We start from the raw sequence: 20008 nt of genomic DNA on the forward strand, positions 1-20008 counted from the left end.
AACATCTTGGTAAATATCAGCTGTTTGTTGTTCATTGCTCATGTCCCATCCCAAGGACGCAAAAAATGGATCAATAAATTGAATCCGAGTTTGTGTTTCGTTTAACCCACCTGCTTTATATAAATCTATTTGCTGGTGAAAATGCTCAACCAGTCGAATGATAGTTATAGGGACATTCATGTTTAGTGTTAATAGGTAGTGTGATTTTGGGTATATGTATGAATTTTCTATCTCTATGGCTTACGCCACGCTACGCTATCTGTGACAATTTGTGCTAGTTTATCCGCAGCACCACTTTCTCCCCTAACATTACGTAGTTTATCCCGAATTGCTGCTAGTTTTTCTGGATGAGTCAAAAAATCTAAAACCATTTCTCCTATTTCTGGGGGCTGGATTTTGCCCACTAGTTCTGGTACTATTTCTTCTTGTGCCCAGATATTGGGCCATGCTAATAAACCTTTACGACTCAATACCAGCCAGTTAATCACCTTAGCAAAGGTGGAACCCAACCCTGGTAAATTAGCTAATAATCCCGGTAAACCATCCCAAGAACGCATAGCATCAAGTTGTTGTGTGGGTAGCAAAACAATCATGGGTACAGCTAAAGCGCCTAGTTCCGCTGTGTTTGCCCCTACAGTGGTTAAGCAGATGCTGCAGTGGGATAATAATTCATAGGCGGGATTTTCTCTGCACAGTTCCACAGATAAACCTTTCTCTGTTTTGAGGGTGGGATGCTCTGATTCCACTAAAACAGCGGGGGAACTACCAAATACCTTGACAAAAGGATTGTTTTGTGCATCAGCAAAACTTGCTAAAGTTTGTAAATCCAATGTCGGCGCTAGGGGAATTATAAATCTGGTTTGGGGTCTTCGGGCGTGAATATATTCAGCAATAGCCAAGCATAATGGGACACCTTGAGCTAATTTTGCGCTTTTGGAACCGGGGAGTAAACCAATTATTTCTGTGTTTGGGGAGGAGTTGGGAGTTAAAACTTGCTCGAGTCTCTGCGCTTCTACCATTAAGTCTCCCACAACTGTAAATTTATGGGCATATTTTGGGGGAACTTTTTGGGCAACTTTTGCTTGCATGACTCCAAACCGGTCAATCCAATGATACCAACGTGCATCCCATTCAGCATACACCACTGTGCGATATCCCAGTTTTTTGCCAATGACCAGGGGAAAAATTTGATCGCCACCTAGGAAAACTACCACACCGCGATCGCCCCAGTCCCAATTTTCGGCAGTTTTACCCCACAGCAAGAACCGCCAAAAATGTTCTGGTGCTTGTACTCTATCCACTTCTGGATAGGAAAGGGCGATCGCTGCTTCTTTACCGCTAGCATTTGGACAAGGTGACAAAACTACAGAAATCCTCACCACACAAGGATTATCCGCTAATTTTTGCCGCAAAGACTTGACAAATGGACGCACCCATGTAGTTACCTCCCCAGGTCCATTGGAGAGAACTAATATATCAACTGGTTTACTCATTGGTGATTGGTGATTGGTCTCTAGTCATTCTAGTTCTGAGTCGCCAATCGGTAAATATTACGATTTTGTTACAAAAATGTGAGTAAACACTTTTGTGATTTGTCAAGATTTATAAATAAATATTTATTTTTTTATATCGATTTGTGTCATAAAGCCCAAAAAATGCTCAAAGGTCAAGGTTTTTCTGATAAAAAATTAATATTGCCGAAAAAAAGAAGTAACTCTGGCGGCAGATGTCGCTGAGAACTTCAGTTAGAGAACACGCATCACAAGGAGCCTATCTGCATGTTCACCCACGTCAAGTCCACCATTAGACATATTGCGCCTGATAACTTACGCGGACGTAATTTAATCAAGGTGGTCTATGTCGTGCTTGAGTCCCAGTATCAAAGTGCATTGTCGCAAGCTGTTAGCACGATTAACTCGAACAACCCCAACCTAGCCATTGAGGTGAGCGGGTATTTGATCGAGGAACTCCGAGACCCAGAGAACTATGAAGAGTTCAAACGGGATATGGAAACTGCTAATATCTTTATCGCTTCACTTATTTTCATAGAAGACTTAGCACAGAAAGTAATTGCCGCCGTTGAACCATACCGCGATCGCCTGGATGTAGCGGTAGTGTTCCCATCAATGCCAGAAGTAATGCGCCTGAATAAAATGGGCAGCTTTTCTTTAGCACAGTTGGGACAATCCAAGAGTGCGATCGCTCAATTCATGCGCAAACGCAAGGAGAAATCAGGGGCGGGTTTCCAAGACGGAATGTTAAAGCTCTTGCGGACCTTACCCCAAGTATTAAAATTCCTGCCAATGGAAAAGGCACAGGACGCGCGAAACTTCATGCTCAGTTTTCAGTATTGGCTGGGAGGTTCACCAGAAAACCTGGAAAACTTCTTGCTGATGCTAGCTGATAAATATGTATTAAAAGATGTAGACAAAAAAAACTTTGCATCTCCTACATATGAAGCGCCAGTTGTCTACCCGGATATGGGTATTTGGCATCCTTTGGCAACCACAATGTTTGAGGATGTCAAAGAATACCTGAATTGGTATACAGCCCGCAAGGACATTTCCGGCGATCTCAAAGATCCCTTAGCCCCTTGTGTAGGATTAGTATTACAACGTACCCACCTAGTTACTGGTGATGATGCTCATTATGTAGCCATAGTCCAGGAATTAGAATCACTCGGTGCAAAAGTCATTCCTGTGTTTGCTGGTGGGTTGGACTTCTCTAAACCCGTAGATGCTTACTTCTACGAACCAACTACCAAAAACGCCTTAGTAGATGCAGTCGTCTCTCTGACTGGTTTTGCTTTGGTAGGTGGCCCCGCCAGACAAGACCATCCCAAGGCCATTGAAGCCCTAAAACGCCTCAATCGTCCTTACATGGTGGCATTGCCCTTAGTATTCCAAACTACCGAAGAATGGTTAGATAGTGATTTAGGCTTACATCCCATACAAGTAGCCTTACAAATTGCCATCCCCGAATTAGATGGAGCCATTGAGCCAATCATTCTCTCAGGTAGAGATGGAGCTACAGGTAAAGCGATCGCCCTGCAAGACAGAGTAGAAGCAGTAGCACAAAGGGCATTAAAATGGGCTAACCTGCGCCGCAAGCCCAAACTAGAAAAAAAAGTTGCCATCACCGTTTTCAGCTTCCCCCCAGATAAAGGTAACGTCGGTACCGCCGCCTACCTAGATGTATTCGGCTCCATCTACGAAGCATTAAAAGGGCTAAGAAACAACGGCTACGATGTGCAAAACATCCCCGAAAGCGCCCAAGCATTGATGGAAGAAGTCATCCACGATGCTCAAGCCCAGTATGCAAGCCCAGAACTGAACATCGCCTACAAGATGTCAGTACCAGAATATGAAGCACTTACCCCCTACTCCCAACGCCTAGAAGAAAACTGGGGACCACCCCCCGGAAACCTCAACAGCGATGGGCAGAACCTGCTAATTTACGGTAAACAATTTGGTAACGTCTTCATCGGCGTACAACCCACCTTTGGTTACGAAGGTGACCCCATGCGCCTATTGTTCTCCCGTTCCGCCAGCCCACACCATGGCTTTGCTGCTTATTACACCTACCTAGAACGGATTTGGGGCGCAGATGCAGTGCTGCACTTTGGTACTCACGGCTCCTTGGAATTCATGCCGGGTAAGCAAATGGGGATGTCTGGAGACTGTTACCCAGATAACTTAATTGGCACAATTCCTAATCTGTATTATTACGCAGCTAATAACCCCAGTGAAGCCACCATCGCCAAACGGCGTAGTTACGCTGAAACAATTTCCTACCTCACCCCACCCGCAGAAAACGCAGGTTTATACAAAGGTTTGAAAGAACTCAGCGAGTTAATAGCTTCCTACCAAACCTTAAAAGACAGTGGTCGCGGTATTCCCATTGTCAACACCATCATGGATAAATGCCGCATCGTCAACCTGGATAAAGACATTAACTTACCAGAAACCGACGCTAAAGATATGACCGCCGATGAGCGAGATCAAATCGTTGGTAGGGTCTACCGCAAGTTAATGGAAATTGAATCTAGGTTATTACCTTGTGGCTTACACATCATTGGTAAACCACCCACCGCCGAAGAAGCAGTAGCTACCCTGGTAAACATCGCCAGTTTAGACCGTCAAGAAGAAGAAATTCTCAGCTTACCCCGCATCATTGCTAACAGCATCGGGCGGAACATCGACGATATTTACCAAAACAGCGACCTAGGGGTTTTAGAAGATGTGCAACTACTACAAGACATCACCCTAGCTACCCGGGGCGCTGTGGGTGCACTGGTGAAAGCACAAACCGACGCGGAAGGGCGAGTTTCCCTAGTTTCCCGGTTGAACTTCTTCAACATGGGTAAAAAACAACCTTGGGTAGAAGCATTACATCAAGCAGGTTATCCCCAAGTTGACGCTGCTGCTTTAAAACCACTATTTGAGTATTTGGAATTCTGCTTACAACAAGTTTGCGCAGATAACGAACTCGGCGCATTACTCCAAGGTTTAGAAGGTGAGTATATCCTACCTGGCCCCGGTGGTGACCCCATCCGCAACCCGGATGTACTACCCACAGGTAAGAATATCCACGCCCTAGACCCCCAATCTATCCCCACCACCGCCGCTGTGCAATCAGCCAAAATCGTTGTAGATAGGCTGTTGATACGTAACAAGGCAGAAAATGAGGGTAAATGGCCAGAAACCATCGCCTGTGTCCTTTGGGGAACCGATAACATTAAAACTTACGGTGAATCCCTAGCACAGATTATGTGGATGATTGGTGTGCGTCCGGTTCCCGATGCTTTAGGACGAGTGAATAAATTAGAATTAATACCTTTAGAAGAGTTGGGACGACCCAGAATTGATGTAGTCATCAACTGTTCCGGTGTATTCCGCGATTTGTTCATTAACCAAATGAACCTCCTAGACCAAGGGGTAAAAATGGCTGCGGAAGCTGACGAACCTTTAGAAATGAACTTTGTCCGCAAACACGCTTTACAACAAGCTGAGGAAATGGGAATTAACCTCAGACAAGCAGCAACCCGCGTATTCTCCAACGCTTCTGGTTCCTACTCCTCAAATATTAACTTGGCGGTAGAAAACAGCACTTGGGATAGTGAGGCCGAGTTGCAGGAAATGTACTTGAGACGGAAATCATTCTCTTTCAACTCCGATAACCCCGGTGTGATGGATGAATCCCGGCAGATTTTTGAAACCACTTTAAAAACCGCTGATGCAACTTTCCAAAATCTCGACTCTTCCGAAATTAGCTTAACTGATGTTTCCCACTACTTTGATTCCGATCCCACAAAGTTAGTCGCCAGTCTGCGTAGTGATGGTAAAAAGCCAGCATCTTACATTGCAGATACCACCACAGCTAATGCACAGGTGCGGACATTATCGGAAACTGTACGTTTAGATGCGCGGACTAAGTTGTTAAACCCCAAATGGTATGAGGGGATGTTATCCCACGGTTACGAAGGTGTGCGCGAACTCTCTAAGCGGTTGGTAAATACCACCGGGTGGAGTGCGACCGCTGGTGCTGTGGATAACTGGATTTATGAAGATACCAATGAAACCTTCATCAAAGATGAAGAAATGCAAAAACGGTTGATGAATCTCAACCCCCATTCTTTCCGCAAGATTGTCTCAACCTTGTTGGAGGTGAATGGTCGGGGTTATTGGGAAACTAGCGAGGAGAATTTAGACCGCCTCCGCGAGTTGTACCAAGAAGTCGAAGACCGCATCGAAGGAATAGAATAACCTTGAGGATAGAGGCGCTCTTGAGAGCGTCTCTACTCATTCCCAAGGACGATATCCCATCAGGTTTTCAGTCTGCTTTGATGAGACAATTAACAGAATATCTATAGTCATCCTATTTGAGTTGAGAAATTATCAGTGAGGAAAGGTAAAAGAAATTGTTCATGAATCATTGAGAATTGCTATATGAAAAATCAGGCTTATGCTCAACTTGAATTATTTCAATTATTGCAACCTCTAAAAATTATTAAACATCAAACAAAATTTACATTTTTAGACCTTTTTTCTGGTATAGGTGGCTTTAGAATCCCTCTCGAAGAGTTGGGCGGCTTTTGTTTAGGATATTCGGAAATTGATAAAGAAGCTATTAGAGTTTATAAAAATAATTTTATTCATGAAACTAATAAGGCTGAAAAATATTTAGGAGATATTACTAATTTAAACAAGCTACCCTTTGATATAGATATCATGGTTGGTGGTGTTCCTTGTCAACCTTGGTCTATAGCAGGTAAATTACAAGGACTAGAAGACCCAAGAGGTAAATTATGGCTTGATGTTTTTAGAATTGTCCAAATTAACCAGCCTAAAGCATTTATATTTGAAAATGTTAAGGGTTTAACGGAGCCTAGAAATAGAAAAAGTTTAGAATATATCATTGATAATTTGTCTGTATCAGGTTATGTAGTCAAATATCAAGTCCTTAATTCCTATGATTTTGGTTTACCACAAGATAGGGATAGGGTATTTATTGTTGGTATTAACAATAATATCCATAACTCCTGGGGGTTTACATTTCCTCAACCTTTGAATCAACACCCCAAGATTTATGATATTGTCCCTGGAGTGGAACGTACTCAATTTACCAAGAGGAAATTTCCCCCAGAAGTTCTATTTCCAAATGGTAAAATCCCAGCTTCTAGAGGAAGATTTCAAAAGATAGATGAGTTGAATGATTTTTTTACATTTGCCGATATTAGAGACGGACATAGTACAATTCATTCTTGGGATATTATACCAACCACTACAAGAGAAAAGTTAATTTGTAAAACTCTATTGAGAAATAGAAGAAAAAAAATTTATGGACCTAAAGACGGTAACCCTTTAGAATTTGAAGTATTACAATCTTTGATTTCTAATTTATATATAGAAGAAATTAATACTTTAGTAGATAAGGGTATCCTCCGTGCTGTTGAAGGTAAAGGCTATGAGTTTGTAAATTCTAAAATTTCTTCAGGGATTAATGGTATTTCTAAAATATATTTACCTCATGGTGATGCAATTGGAACTTTAACGGCTACGGGAACAAGAGACTATATATCTATAATATCTATACAATGTCAGGAACCAGAATTATATAAGCAAAACTTTATCCAGCAAGTTTATCTCAAGAATCAGTATAAACCTTTAACCTCCCAAGATTATGCAAGATTACAAGGATTTCCAGATAATTTCCAAATTGCAGATAATGAAACTACAGCCAAGCATCAATTAGGTAATGCTGTTTCTATTCCTGTCATTTACCATTTAGCCCAACCTTTGTTAAAAATAATTTTGTCATAAGATGTTTTAAATATGGTAGCTATTAATTCAAAAACTCGCGCTGCAATAAAAGGTTATGAAGTTGCTACAGAAGAATTACCCGCCAGTTTTCTAGGTGATGCCATATTACAATCGCGATCGCGCATTCCCCAAAGTTTATAAGCTCATAATCTCACCAGCCCCACTGTAGAAGTTGACGGTACTCCCCGGCGAATGAATTTGAACGGTTACTTATGATTAGATGAGGATTTAGAGATTAAAAAATCCAAATTTCCTAATCTTTTAGTAATTTTACTTCTATCTATATTAGGTGAGATAAATTTATCATTTATAATCTCACAAATATAAAATTCTGTCATCCATTTTTTGAGTATATTCGCATATTTAACCCATGTTTTGTCGCTGGCTTTTGTAAATATAAATCTATTTTTTAAATAATCTGATAAATTGCTTACTAAGAAATTCTCGTTTACCTTCGATTCTTCTAATATGTTTTGAATTAAAGTATTATTAATTAAATTTTTCCGAACATACTCTCCTAAATTATTTTGTTCGGAAACATCCTGTACAATCTTGGGAATAATCCAAAACTCACTACTTTTTTTTAATAAACCTACATTACGTATTTCTTTAACATTATGGCTTTTTGTATCTTTATTGGTAAATAACTCTCTTAAATCAGACTCAGAGAATTGTTGATTGTATCCAAACTTATGCACTAGAATATTAAAGTTTTTAATAACTTGTTTTGGATACAGGCGATACATAAAAGCTCTCCGAAGTTCCGGTAGTTTTTGATGTACTAAAAAATCTTTGAATACATCATTATATATATCACAAGTGCTTCCTTCTAGTCTCAATAGTCGACTGTGGACTAACTTATCTATTATTTTAGATAAAAGATGGTCTTCATTAAATAATCTTTCTAATTGTTGTCGAGTAGCTGGAAGATGTTGAGCCATTTTTGTTAAATAATCTCTGTCTAACTCGTCTAAACCTTCAAGTTCTTCATTAAACAAATCATCTAGTCCTAAGCCAGTATCAAAAAAATCTCCTTGTATGACTGGATGTTTTTCAAACCAATCAATAATGTGATTCATGGTACGTTTAATTAACCAAGGAAATCCTTGTGCTATTTCATACACATAAGCCTTTAAGTCATTTTTAATAGGTTTAATCGAATGTTCACTAATTTTATTGATTAATTCTGCTGCTTCATCACTTGATAAATCTTGTAACTCGTATTCTTGTGAAAGTTGCTTGATTACACCTAAATTTATTTCTCTTTCATCATAAGTAGTTAATAAATCTGATTTCCTAGCTATAAATAAGAATATATTTGCTTCTAATTGAGAAAATATTTGTATTAAATCCTCATAAGCATTAAATAAATCATAATTACTAAATGTAGATTCAAATTGATCAACCATAAATATAGCAAACTGATGAATTTTTAGTTTATTAGCTAATCGCTGAAGTTGTTGTTCAGCCTCTCTCATATCAGAAGGAGGTAAACTAAAGCCTGTAAATCTTTGAATCACACTAAAAAGATGAATAACAGATTTAATATTTCTGGCATCATGTAACTCTATAATATAACCTTGTTTTTGAAATTTACTATTAATATATGCAAGAAATGAGCTTTTTCCAACACCAGAACGACTTTTAATTTGAATAATATGAGATTTATCACTCGATTGTAAGTGCCCATTTATTTTATTAACTAATATTTGCCTACCAACAAAGAAGTCTGGTGCTGCTGGCAATCTGTAATCTGTCCATTTTTTACTAACAGATAATCCTTTGGGAATAGTGCGAGTTCCAGGCTTATCAACCTTATAATCGATATTATTGATCTGACTTCTATTTGTGTCTATAATAGCTTCCAAACCAGATAATTCAGATATGTTTTCACTAAGTAATTCTGAATATTTGTAGTCAGATAATAAAGTACCATTTTCTCGGAATAAAGCAAATAGGGAAGTAGTTGCAGATTGACTTTCTGCTGCAAATTGAACAAGAAATATTTCTTGTTCAGTAGTCAACATATAGCACTCATGAGGAAATAAACTTCTTTCTTCAATTTGTCTACTTAGTGTATACGGTTCAGGTAACCGTAATTCTTTCCTAACTCTGTCAAATAGTTTTTTTCCTGTACAAACATCCAGATCCAAGTTAAGATCACTTAAGGAATTGTAGTAATCTTCTGCTTCTTTACTAATAGGAGTAATTGACAGAAATAGACCTGACAGACGTTTGTCTCGCATCTTTTCAGGTATATATTTAGCACAAAAATGCGTCAAAGGGTTCTTGTCTTGCTTCCGTTTCTCTGCTTTTGCTTCACCTAAGAGTCTAAAGTCATTAGTTCTATGAATACCCTCTATATCATATTCTAAGCTATTTTTTATTTGATTTAGCTCGACATCATAGCCGACAGCATCCAGATATCTCTTCATAAGTTTTTCAAATAATTGCCCTTTATAGTTATGGGCATTAGCAGAAGTTTGTTGATTATGGTAGAAAAGAAACATTGTTAAATTCTTATAAGAAAAATTAGTAATTTATGAAAATTGTGAAGTAGCAACACCAAATACAGTATACACTGTAGATATTTAGTAATTTTATTACTGGTTTTTATTTATTAAACTCTTGCAGTATCTAATCTCACGATTTTTCGCTGTAATTGAACTAACCATTGCATGATTCACGTTCCTGATTAACATATTCCTGATGATCATCTCTACTCGCGGTATCTTTACCCAAACCACGTAATTCTAAAATATTGTATTTTGTCTTGGATTTGCAAATGATTCGGTAAACCCCAGGGCTTAGTATAGCTTAATAAAACCATCGCCTGGTAAATAGACACAGAGCGCCACATGAAACTACCAGGATATTTTCTGAGGTTTCCCAATGCAGTGTACAATATCTCCCTAACTTGACATTTTACCATAAATATGGTCTTAGGCGGCAATGGTAAACCAGCCAGGAGAATTTAGAGCAACTGGAGGGAGTTGTACCAACATAGATACTTGAATTGGTGGCTTTGTGTTTGCTGGGTGAGCAAAATTAGGCTACTCACGGGTAAACTGGGAGAATTGACACCAGTTAGAAGATTTTCCTATGGCTGTATTTTTATTGGAAGTTGGTACAGAAGAATTACCCGCCAGTTTTCTAGGTGATGCCATATTACAATGGCGATCGCGCATTCCCCAAAGTTTAGAAGCTTATGGTCTCACCAGCGCCACTGTAGAAGTTTACGGTACTCCCCGGCGGTTGGCGGTGCTAATTACAGGTCTACCGTCCCAACAACCAGACCGAGAAGAAGAAATCAAAGGACCCCCCGCCCAAGCTGCTTTTAAGGATGGTAAACCCACACCAGCAGCAACTGGATTTGCCAAAAAGCAAGGTGTAGATATAGCCGCTTTCTCTATTCGTCCCACAGACAAGGGGGATTTTGTCTTTGTTAAGAAAAGCATTGCTGGTCGTCCCGTGGCGGAAATCTTGACGGAACTAGTTCCCCAGTGGATTTCTGGTTTAGAAGGTAAGCGGTTAATGCGCTGGGGTGATGGGGATATGCGGTTTTCTCGCCCCATTCGTTGGCTAGTGGCGCTGTTAGATGATGTAGTTTTACCTATAGAGTTGGTGAATGGTCACCAGACAATTACCAGCGATCGCATTTCCCGGGGTCATCGTGTTTTACATCCCCAACCTGTAAGCATTCCCCAAGCGACAGATTACGTCAACACCCTACGCCATGCTGCTGTCATTGTTGACCCCACAGAACGAGCCAAGATAATTTACAGCGAAGTAGAAGCAGCAGCCCACAAAGCCGGTGGGTCTACCGTATTTTACCCGGACTTGTTAGCAGAAGTCACCAACCTAGTAGAATACCCAACCGCCGTAGTGGGTAAATTTGAACCAGAATTTTTGCAGTTACCCACAGAGGTAATTACAGAAGTAATGGTCACACACCAGCGTTACTTCCCCGTATTTACAGATACTCAAAGTAAAGAACTATTACCCAACTTTATCACCGTTGCCAATGGCGACCCCCATAAATCAGATATGATCGCCGTGGGCAATGAGAGGGTAATTCGTGCTAGGCTAGCAGATGGCAAGTTTTTCTACCAAGCTGATTTAGCAAAACCCTTAGAAAGCTATTTACCTCAGTTAGAAAAAGTCACTTTTCAGGAAGAACTAGGTTCAATTCGGACCAAAATAGATAGAATAGTCACAATTGCTAATTACATCAGCAGCCAATTACAACTAGAAGCACAGCAAACCCAAAAAATCCAACGAGCGGCTTTATTATGTAAAGCTGACCTAGTTAGTCAAATGGTGTATGAATTCCCAGAACTCCAAGGAATTATGGGGGAAAAATACGCCTTAGCTAGTGGTGAAGATGTGGAAGTAGCTAACGCCATTGTCCAACATTACCTACCCACAGGCGCAGGGGACAGTTTACCCACAACCCTCACATCCCAAATTGTCGGTTTAGCAGATAGACTAGATACCTTAGTCAGTATCTTTGGCTTGGGTTTAATTCCCACAGGTTCCTCAGACCCCTTTGCTTTACGTCGGGCGGCAAATGCAGTAATTAATATTACTTGGTTTGCTAATTTGCCCATCAATTTAGCAAATTTATTAACCCAAATTACAGCAGACTTTGCCGCCAAATACCATAAAGACCCGCAGACATTAACCGCAGCTTTAGCAGAATTTTTCTTACAACGCATTCGCACCTTACTACAAGACGAAAAGCAAATAGACTATGACCTAGTTAACGCCGTCCTGGGAGAAAATGACCCAGAATATACACAACGAGCGTTAGAGGATTTACTAGATGTGCGCGATCGCGCCTTATATTTGCAACAAATCCGCAATGATGGTACACTCGATAAAATATACGAAACCGTCAACCGTTCCACCAGACTAGCAGCCCAAGGCGACTTAGACCAACAGCAGTTAGAACCCACCAACTTAATTCAAACGCAACTATTCCAAAAGTCATCAGAGGAATCATTCCATAACGCCCTAGTAGAATTAGTACCATCAACTCAAAAGGCAAAGGAAACCCGCAATTACCAATTGTTAATAACAGGACTAGCAAAAATTGCTCCTACCGTGGCCAGATTCTTTGATGGTGAAGATAGTGTTTTAGTCATGGACCCCAATCCCGACATCAAACGCAATCGCCTATACCTCCTAGGACTACTGCGGAACCATGCGCGGGTACTCGCTGACTTTGGTGCCATAGTGAAAAATCTTTAGCCGCGTAAATTTCCCCATTTAGGCTGAGAAATTTAACAAAACCTATCCCCGGAAGCAACAAAAAATTAGTTTAATTGTTGCCAAGAAGCGTTACCATAATTAATGCTTAACCAGGGAAATACGCTACAGTCTATGCCTAAAGCCTCAGTGATTGGGTTGGGAAAGTCCGGTATTGCTACCGCTAGATTATTAAAACGGGAAGGTTGGGAGGTAGTGTTAACTGATAGTCACACCTCTACCAACCTCCTCCAACAACAAGAACAACTTGCAGCCGAGGGAATTACCGTAAAATTAGGGTATTCCCTTGATTTAAATAGTCGGGATTTATCTGATTTAATTGTTGTCAGTCCCGGTGTACCTTGGGATATTCCCGTATTAGTCGAAGCGCGAGCATTAGGTATTGAAACCATCGGTGAAATGGAACTCGCTTGGCGACATTTGCAATCTTCCCCCTGGGTAGGCATTACCGGTACTAATGGCAAAACCACCACTACAGCTTTGATTGCGGCAATATTTCAAACCGCTGGACTAAATGCCCCCGCCTGTGGTAATATTGGCTATGCTGCCTCTGAAGTAGCTTTATCAGAAAAACAGCCTGACTGGGTAATTGCAGAAATTAGTAGTTATCAAATAGAGTCTTCACTTACCCTAGCGCCCCGCATAGGTATTTGGACGACTTTTACACCAGACCATCTGGCACGCCACAAAACTTTAGAAAATTACTACAATATTAAAGCTAAGTTATTAGTTAATTCTCATTTTCAAGTATTTAATGGTGACGACCCCTATTTAAATAAAATGGGTATTAGCCATTGGCCTGATGCCTATTGGACAAGTGTCAAAGGTGAAGATTTTTTACTGGGAAAACAAGGCTTTTATATTCAAGATGGTTGGGTAGTGGAAAAATTAGAGCCTAACCCCACACCCAAAAAAGTTATCTTAGCCTCTGCTTTGCGAATGGTGGGAGAACATAACCGCCAAAATCTGTTAATGGCGGTAGCAGCAGCTAGGTTAGCGGGAATTGAACCCCATACTATTGATACTGCAATTAGCCAATTCTCCGGGGTTCCCCATCGGTTAGAACATATTTGTACTTGGGAAGGTATTGACTTTATTAATGATAGTAAAGCCACTAATTATGATGCATCTGAAGTTGGGTTGGTTTCTGTCAACAGTCCAGCAATTTTAATTGCAGGTGGGGAAGCTAAACCAGGGGATGATACCGCCTGGTTAAATCAAATTCAAGCCAAAGCTGCGGCGGTTTTATTAATTGGGAATGCAGCATCAGCATTTGCTCAACGTCTCCAAGAAGTGGGTTATAGTAATTACGAAATTGTGGAGACCATGGATAAGGCGGTTCCGCGGTCAGCAGAATTAGCCCAACAATATCAAGCCTCCGTGGTGCTGTTATCTCCCGCTTGTGCGAGTTTTGACCAATACCCCAATTTTGAAGTACGGGGTGAGGATTTTCGTAATTTGTGTTTGGCTTGGTCTGCTGCACATTAATCTCAAATATAGTTGACTATGGACTATGAACTATGGACTAATGACTAATGACTAATGACTAATGACTAATGAGTATGGATTACCGGGATGCTGGGGTTGATGTTGAAGCGGGTAGAGCCTTTGTAGATCAAATTCGCAATTTAGTTCACAGCACTTTTAGACCGGAAGTAATCGGCGGTTTAGGTGGTTTTGGTGGTTGCTTCCAACTACCAAGCGGTTTTAAAGAACCAGTTTTGGTTTCCGGGACTGATGGTGTGGGTACAAAGTTGAAAATCGCCCAAGTTCTCAACCGCCATGATACAGTGGGCATTGATTTAGTGGCTATGTGTGTTAACGACGTGTTGACATCAGGTGCAGAACCACTGTTTTTTTTGGATTATGTGGCTACAGGTAAGTTAGAACCCCAGCAGCTCACGGAAGTGGTAGCAGGTATCGCCGCTGGGTGTAAACTGGCGGGTTGCGCTTTATTAGGGGGCGAAACCGCAGAAATGCCTGGTTTTTACCAAGTCGGTGAGTACGACTTGGCGGGGTTCTGTGTGGGAATTGTGGAAAAAAGCCAGATGTTGGATGGTTCCCAAGTAAAAGTTGGGGATGTGGCGATCGCACTTCCTAGCACTGGTGTACACAGTAATGGCTTAAGTTTAGTCCGCAAAATTGTTGACACCAACGCTTTGGCTTGGGATGAACGCCCACAGTTATTGGGTGGCCAAACCATAGGGGAAGCCTTCCTCAAACCTACACAAATTTACGTTAAGCCTGTTCTGGGAGCGCTGAAAGCTGAGTTAGAAATTCATGGTATGGCCCATATTACCGGTGGAGGCTTACCAGAGAATTTACCCAGATGTTTAGGTAAAAATCAAAGTATTCATATTCAATCTGATAGTTGGACTATTCCCCCTATATTCCAATGGCTGGCTCAGGTCGGCTCAGTTAGTGCCGAGGCAATGTACAATACTTTTAACATGGGCATTGGTTTTGTGCTGTTAGTACCACCCCATCAAGCAGAACAGACAATTAATTTCTTTCAATCACAGGATGTCTCCGCTGTGGTAATTGGTGAGGTGATCAATGGTTCTGGTACATTGACCGGTTTACCATTGTCCACATGATCAGTTATCACGAAGGCGGGATGAAATCCGCATTTAAAGACTTTAGCCTTCTGTAATGCTATCTTTTCGTATTTAAACACATTAACAGAGGATCCAATGAAACAGCTCCTTAACCCCATATTTAGCCTTAAAAAATATATAGCTCCCCTAATTGTCGTCTTGTTGATGCTCGTGCTGGGTTCTTCTGTATTTGCAACCCCGGTATTGGCTACAGGTGTATATCAAATTCCCAACCTCACCGCCAATAACTGGGTTTTAGATCAAGGTGAGATTATTAGTCGCATCAGTGAAGGTAAAATCAGCAACGCCTTTGAGGATTTGGCTAAAAAAACCGGTAACCAAGTCCGATTTGTCACCATTCGTCGCCTGGATTATGGGGAAACACCAGAAAGTTTTACTCAAGCACTCTTTGAAAAGTGGTTTCCCACTCCAGCAGAACAGGCTAATCAAATATTATTGGTACTAGATACCGTTACCAATGGTACCGCTATTCTCACAGGTGAGTCCGTTAAGTCTTTATTGACTGATGCTATTGCCGAAAGTGTAGTTACAGAAACTTTAGCTATACCATTAAGAGACGGTAACAAATACAACCAGGCATTTGTAGATGCGAGCGATCGCCTAGTTACCGTCCTCTCTGGTCAACCAGATCCCGGTCCACCGCAAGTTATGGAAACCGTACAGGTAGAAAGTACCTTTACCAAAGCCGAAGATACTGATCAAGGTAACGCCACTGCTTGGGTAGTAGGACTTTTAATTGCTGCTACCATTATCCCTATGGCTACTTACTTTGTTTACCAAGTCAACCAACCATCATCGGGAGGCTAACTTTAGTCCTGAAGATACTCTTTCCCTGTTACCAAAGCTACCTCAGCCCGGAGAAATTCCCGACCTAAATAAGACGCATGGTCTAACTTAGTCACTGGACAGGGGTGAGTTGCTTCAAAAATATTTACACAAAGTTCCTTAGCCGTCCGCCCACTAAAAACCGTTGTATGAGTTCGTTCCACTTTTCCCTTAGCAGGAATGACCTTCCCGGTTTCAGGATCGACGGCTAAACCTTGGTCGTTAATCACATTTGTGAAATGCTTGGCGTAAATTAACCCCGCGGATCGATCTAAATAGATAATGAAATATCCGCTAGGGTCAAGCTCAATGTAACGTTGGGAAAGTTTATTATCAATTGCCGCTAAATCTTCAAGTATTAAATCCATAACCATTCTAAAAAGGCAAACTTCTATCTACAGGTTTTTACACCCATATTAAGTGTAATTCCTATCAAAACATAGTGGGAGCCGGAGAACCCCTACTCTTTACAGAGGGGATGAAACGTGACTCAAAAGGATTTATCCTATCGTATCCTTAACACAAAAAGCTTTGACAAAGCATTTCTGTTCAGTTATAATAAGAAATCATCCATAAATATGGTGAAAAACCCAAAAGATGATCTGCCTAAGTAGCCACACAGCTAAATATAACCTTAGCCAAGGTGGGTAGGGGAGCTTTGACACTCCCAAAACAATGTGATTTATTTAATAGATTAAGTAAATCATATCGTAAACGTTGCGTAGCATGGCTTAGGCCTGCGTAGCAACATCAGTTTAGAATCCCCTGTGTTTCAACCAGGGGAGATGTCAAGTTCAACTTATCTGATTTAAATTGGCAAGCGATTAATATCTTTGTTATGACCAATTACTACCATTGCTGTACCACGCTCTAATCGCTTAGTAGGTTCGGGATTGATTTTAAATTTGCCATCCTGACTCACGGCTAATAAATTCAAGCCATAACGGTTACGCAGTTGCAGATCAGAGATAGTTTTACCATGAAATTCATCAGGGACAATCATCTCCACAATACTATTCTCTGGGTCAAGGTCAAATCGGTCTAGAATAGATGGTTTAGTTAGTGAGCGTGCTAGGGCGCAACCAGCTTCATATTCCGGGAAAACTACATGATCAGCACCCACTCGTTTTAACAGCTTACGGTGAACTTCACTAGAAGCTTTAGCCACCACATGAGGAACACCTCCCTCTTTGACATTCAAGGTAGTAATAATACTTTCTTGAATGTAGTTACCAATAGCTATGATTACTGTATCAAACTCAAACATCCCCGCCTCTTTGAGTGCTGCGGGTTCCGTTGAGTCTAGCTGTAAAGCATGACCAACTATCTCCTCATGTAATGCTTCTGATACTAGCTTTTCGTCAACATCTGTTGCTAGTACTTGGTAACCCAACTTATGTAATGTTGAACATACAGACCTACCAAAACGACCTAACCCAATTACAGCAAATTGGTGGTTATCTCGACGCAAACTGCGAAAAAAGCCTATAGATGACAGATTCACATTTGTTATCCTTATTTTTACGCCCCGACAACAGGGTAAGAATAGGCACAGTAAAATTAGTGAAAAGTTTTACTTTTTTGCCTACTCATTCATATTTTATCAGGTGAAGTTGCTGCCATCGCTTCCCCTTATCCTACCAGTAAATTTTCTTCAGGATAGTGTACCCTACTGGGGCGGGGGTCTCCCAACATAGCAGCCATCAACAGTAAAACACCCACTCGTCCCACATACATTGTGACGATTAAAATCAGCTTGGCTGGTACTGAAACGCTACTAGTGATCCCCGTAGACAGACCCACAGTAGCAAAGGCTGATACAACCTCAAACAAAAGTTCAATAAAACTCAATGTTGGATCTGTCAAAGAAATTAAAGTAGTTGATAACACAAGCATACCTACAGAACCAACTAAAACACCAACGGCTTTTAAAATTAAAGATATTGCTATTTTACGTTCATATAATAAAACCTCTTCCTTGCCTTGGAGAATTGATTTAGTACAGCTGGTGAGCACCCTTAAGGTTGTAGTTTTAATACCTCCTCCCGTCCCGCCAGGACTAGCACCAATAAACATAAAGGCAATGGTAATAAACAGACCAGCCGATGTCATTTTACCGATATCAATGGTATTAAAACCAGCCGTTCTGGTAGTGACAGATTGGAACCAAGCTGATAGTAACTGCCCCGGTAAATTAACTAAACCTAATGTTGCTGTATTTTTTATTTCTATGGCAAAAAACGCCATTGTTCCTAGACATAGCAATAATATTGTTGTACTAGCTGCTACTTTAAAATCTAGAGAAAATACTAGACTTTGCGGTTTCCTCAGCAGGCGATCGCGTAACCAAAGATACATTTCTAAGATGACCTGATAACCAATACCGCCAAAAATTATCAACATTGTAATTGTAAACACTACCAAGAAAGATGACTGATATCCCATTAAGCTGTCTGGGAATAAACTAAAACCGGCATTATTCCAAGCCGAAATACTATGAAAAATAGCCAGCCAAATTCCTGTACCCCAGCCATAATCAGGAACAAACGCCGGTACAAGTAAGAAAATACCTGTAATTTCAAAAATCATAGTTGTGGCAATAATTGACCGGATAACTTGGGCGCTACCACTCATTCCCGGTCGGTCTAAAGTTCGTTGGATGGCGATTTTTTGCCGCAGGTTAAATTTCCGCCCCACCAGCATAATTAGAAAGGTGGTGGTTGTCATATACCCCAACCCACCAATTTGAGCCAACAGCAGAATACACAACTGACCCCAAAAAGAAAAATCTGTACCAGTATCAACTACAGCCAAGCCAGTGACGCAAACGGCGGAAGTGGCAGTAAATAGCGCCACAATCGGGTCATTCCAACTACCACTGCTAGTAGAAAAAGGCATCATCAGCAGGATAGTCCCCACGGTGATGACAGCTAAAAATCCCAAGCAAACTGTGCGAGAAACGGTCATAAACAGATAAATACTTACAAATTCTTCTAGAAACCATAGACTCTGTTAACAGCCCTGGAAGAAAAAACACTATTATTCAAATAAAAACACACATGGTAGCCTACGAGTATGTTTATTTAAATTCGGCATTGTTTTAACACTGCTTTCATCATGAGTGAAACTCTTTACCAAAAAATACAGCAATTTTATGATGCTTCCTCTGGTCTGTGGGAACAGATTTGGGGCGAACATATGCACCATGGCTACTACGGTGTAGATGGTCAGGAACAACAGAAAAACCGCCGACAGGCTCAAATTGATTTAATCGAAGAAGTCCTCAACTGGTCTGGGGTGCAGACCGCAGAAAATATTCTCGATGTGGGTTGTGGTATTGGCGGTAGTTCTCTTTACTTGGCAGGTAAGTTTAATGCCCAAGCCACAGGAATTACTTTGAGTCCCGTACAAGCCGCTAGAGCCAAGGAACGCGCCCAAGATGCCGGTTTGAGTGGTAGGACTCAATTTCAAGTCGCAGACGCGCAAGCAATGCCTTTTCCTGATGATTCCTTTGACTTAGTATGGTCACTAGAAAGTGGCGAACATATGCCGGATAAAACTAAGTTTTTGCAAGAGTGCTATCGAGTCTTGAAACCAGGTGGTAAGCTGATTCTAGTCACCTGGTGTCATCGTCCCACCCAGAATGCACCATTGACAGCAGATGAACAAAAGCATTTACAAGATATTTATCGCGTCTATTGTCTACCTTACGTGATTTCCTTACCGGAATATGAGGCGATCGCCCGTCAACTACCATTAAACCATCTTCGCACTGCTGATTGGTCAACAGCCGTGGCTCCATTTTGGAATATTGTCATTGATTCGGCCTTCACCCCCCAGGCGATTTTTGGCTTACTTACTTCTGGTTGGACAACTATTCAAGGCGCATTATCACTGGGATTAATGCGTGATGGTTATCAGCGTGGCTTGATTCGCTTTGGGTTGTTATCCGGTAACAAGTAGGGGGAAAAT

At 41.0% G+C, this 20008-nt stretch carries 14 protein-coding genes; 8 read left to right on the plus strand and 6 right to left on the minus strand.

The annotated features are described in order from the left end of the window. A partial coding sequence (locus tag NWP22_RS03865; protein WP_280801539.1) for a hypothetical protein occupies positions 1-180 on the minus strand: 180 nt, incomplete at its 3' end. A gap of 53 nt (positions 181-233) precedes the next feature. After that, positions 234-1493: a glycosyltransferase family protein gene (locus NWP22_RS03870; protein WP_280801540.1), complete on the minus strand. Its 1260-nt coding sequence runs from the start codon at positions 1491-1493 to the stop codon at positions 234-236. A 285-nt stretch (positions 1494-1778) separates the two neighbouring features. Between NWP22_RS03870 and NWP22_RS03875 the strand changes: the two genes are divergently transcribed. The 3 genes from NWP22_RS03875 to NWP22_RS03885 all read left to right on the plus strand — a co-directional run bounded on the left by NWP22_RS03875 (position 1779) and on the right by NWP22_RS03885 (position 7463). Next, positions 1779-5765, plus strand: coding sequence for a magnesium chelatase subunit H (locus tag NWP22_RS03875; protein WP_271731257.1), 3987 nt, complete (start codon positions 1779-1781; stop codon positions 5763-5765). Between the two features lie 183 nt (positions 5766-5948). Next, positions 5949-7322 (plus strand): DNA cytosine methyltransferase, encoded by a 1374-nt coding sequence (locus tag NWP22_RS03880; RefSeq protein ID WP_271731258.1) that lies wholly within the window; start codon positions 5949-5951, stop codon positions 7320-7322. A gap of 12 nt (positions 7323-7334) precedes the next feature. Next, complete coding sequence (locus tag NWP22_RS03885; protein ID WP_280801541.1) at positions 7335-7463, plus strand: hypothetical protein; 129 nt, start codon at positions 7335-7337, stop codon at positions 7461-7463. A 65-nt stretch (positions 7464-7528) separates the two neighbouring features. On the opposite strand, the gene NWP22_RS03890 is transcribed toward NWP22_RS03885, so the two are convergent. Next, positions 7529-9832 carry an nSTAND1 domain-containing NTPase gene (locus NWP22_RS03890; RefSeq protein ID WP_280801542.1) on the minus strand — a complete coding sequence of 768 codons (2304 nt, stop codon included), beginning with the start codon at positions 9830-9832 and terminating at the stop codon, positions 7529-7531. A gap of 592 nt (positions 9833-10424) precedes the next feature. On the opposite strand from NWP22_RS03890, the gene glyS reads away from it, so the two are divergent. The 4 genes from glyS (at position 10425) to psb32 (ending at position 16018) form a co-directional block, all read left to right on the plus strand. Next, complete coding sequence (gene glyS / locus NWP22_RS03895) at positions 10425-12575, plus strand: glycine--tRNA ligase subunit beta (protein ID WP_280801543.1); 2151 nt, start codon at positions 10425-10427, stop codon at positions 12573-12575. Between the two features lie 132 nt (positions 12576-12707). Then, positions 12708-14081, plus strand: a complete 1374-nt coding sequence (gene murD, locus NWP22_RS03900; RefSeq protein WP_280801544.1) for a UDP-N-acetylmuramoyl-L-alanine--D-glutamate ligase — start codon at positions 12708-12710, stop codon at positions 14079-14081. A gap of 74 nt (positions 14082-14155) precedes the next feature. After that, positions 14156-15190 carry a phosphoribosylformylglycinamidine cyclo-ligase gene (gene purM / locus NWP22_RS03905; RefSeq protein ID WP_271731543.1) on the plus strand — a complete coding sequence of 345 codons (1035 nt, stop codon included), beginning with the start codon at positions 14156-14158 and terminating at the stop codon, positions 15188-15190. 96 nt (positions 15191-15286) lie between these two features. Continuing rightward, positions 15287-16018, plus strand: coding sequence for a photosystem II repair protein Psb32 (gene psb32 / locus NWP22_RS03910; protein ID WP_271731522.1), 732 nt, complete (start codon positions 15287-15289; stop codon positions 16016-16018). A 2-nt stretch (positions 16019-16020) separates the two neighbouring features. Here the strand turns inward: psb32 and NWP22_RS03915 are convergent, their stop codons facing one another. The 3 genes from NWP22_RS03915 to NWP22_RS03925 form a co-directional block, all read right to left on the minus strand. Further along, positions 16021-16404, minus strand: coding sequence for a DUF4346 domain-containing protein (locus NWP22_RS03915; protein WP_271731523.1), 384 nt, complete (start codon positions 16402-16404; stop codon positions 16021-16023). A 440-nt stretch (positions 16405-16844) separates the two neighbouring features. Continuing rightward, complete coding sequence (locus NWP22_RS03920) at positions 16845-17540, minus strand: potassium channel family protein (protein ID WP_271731524.1); 696 nt, start codon at positions 17538-17540, stop codon at positions 16845-16847. A gap of 128 nt (positions 17541-17668) precedes the next feature. Then, positions 17669-19003 (minus strand): TrkH family potassium uptake protein, encoded by a 1335-nt coding sequence (locus tag NWP22_RS03925; RefSeq protein ID WP_271731525.1) that lies wholly within the window; start codon positions 19001-19003, stop codon positions 17669-17671. 150 nt (positions 19004-19153) lie between these two features. Here NWP22_RS03925 and NWP22_RS03930 point away from each other — a divergent pair, with 150 nt between their 5' ends. Further along, positions 19154-19999 carry a methyltransferase domain-containing protein gene (locus NWP22_RS03930; RefSeq protein ID WP_271731526.1) on the plus strand — a complete coding sequence of 282 codons (846 nt, stop codon included), beginning with the start codon at positions 19154-19156 and terminating at the stop codon, positions 19997-19999. Positions 20000-20008 lie beyond the last annotated feature (9 nt).

It is taken from the genome of Anabaenopsis tanganyikae CS-531 (genome assembly GCF_029891675.1).
Taxonomy (GTDB): Bacteria; Cyanobacteriota; Cyanobacteriia; order Cyanobacteriales; family Nostocaceae; genus Anabaenopsis; species Anabaenopsis arnoldii.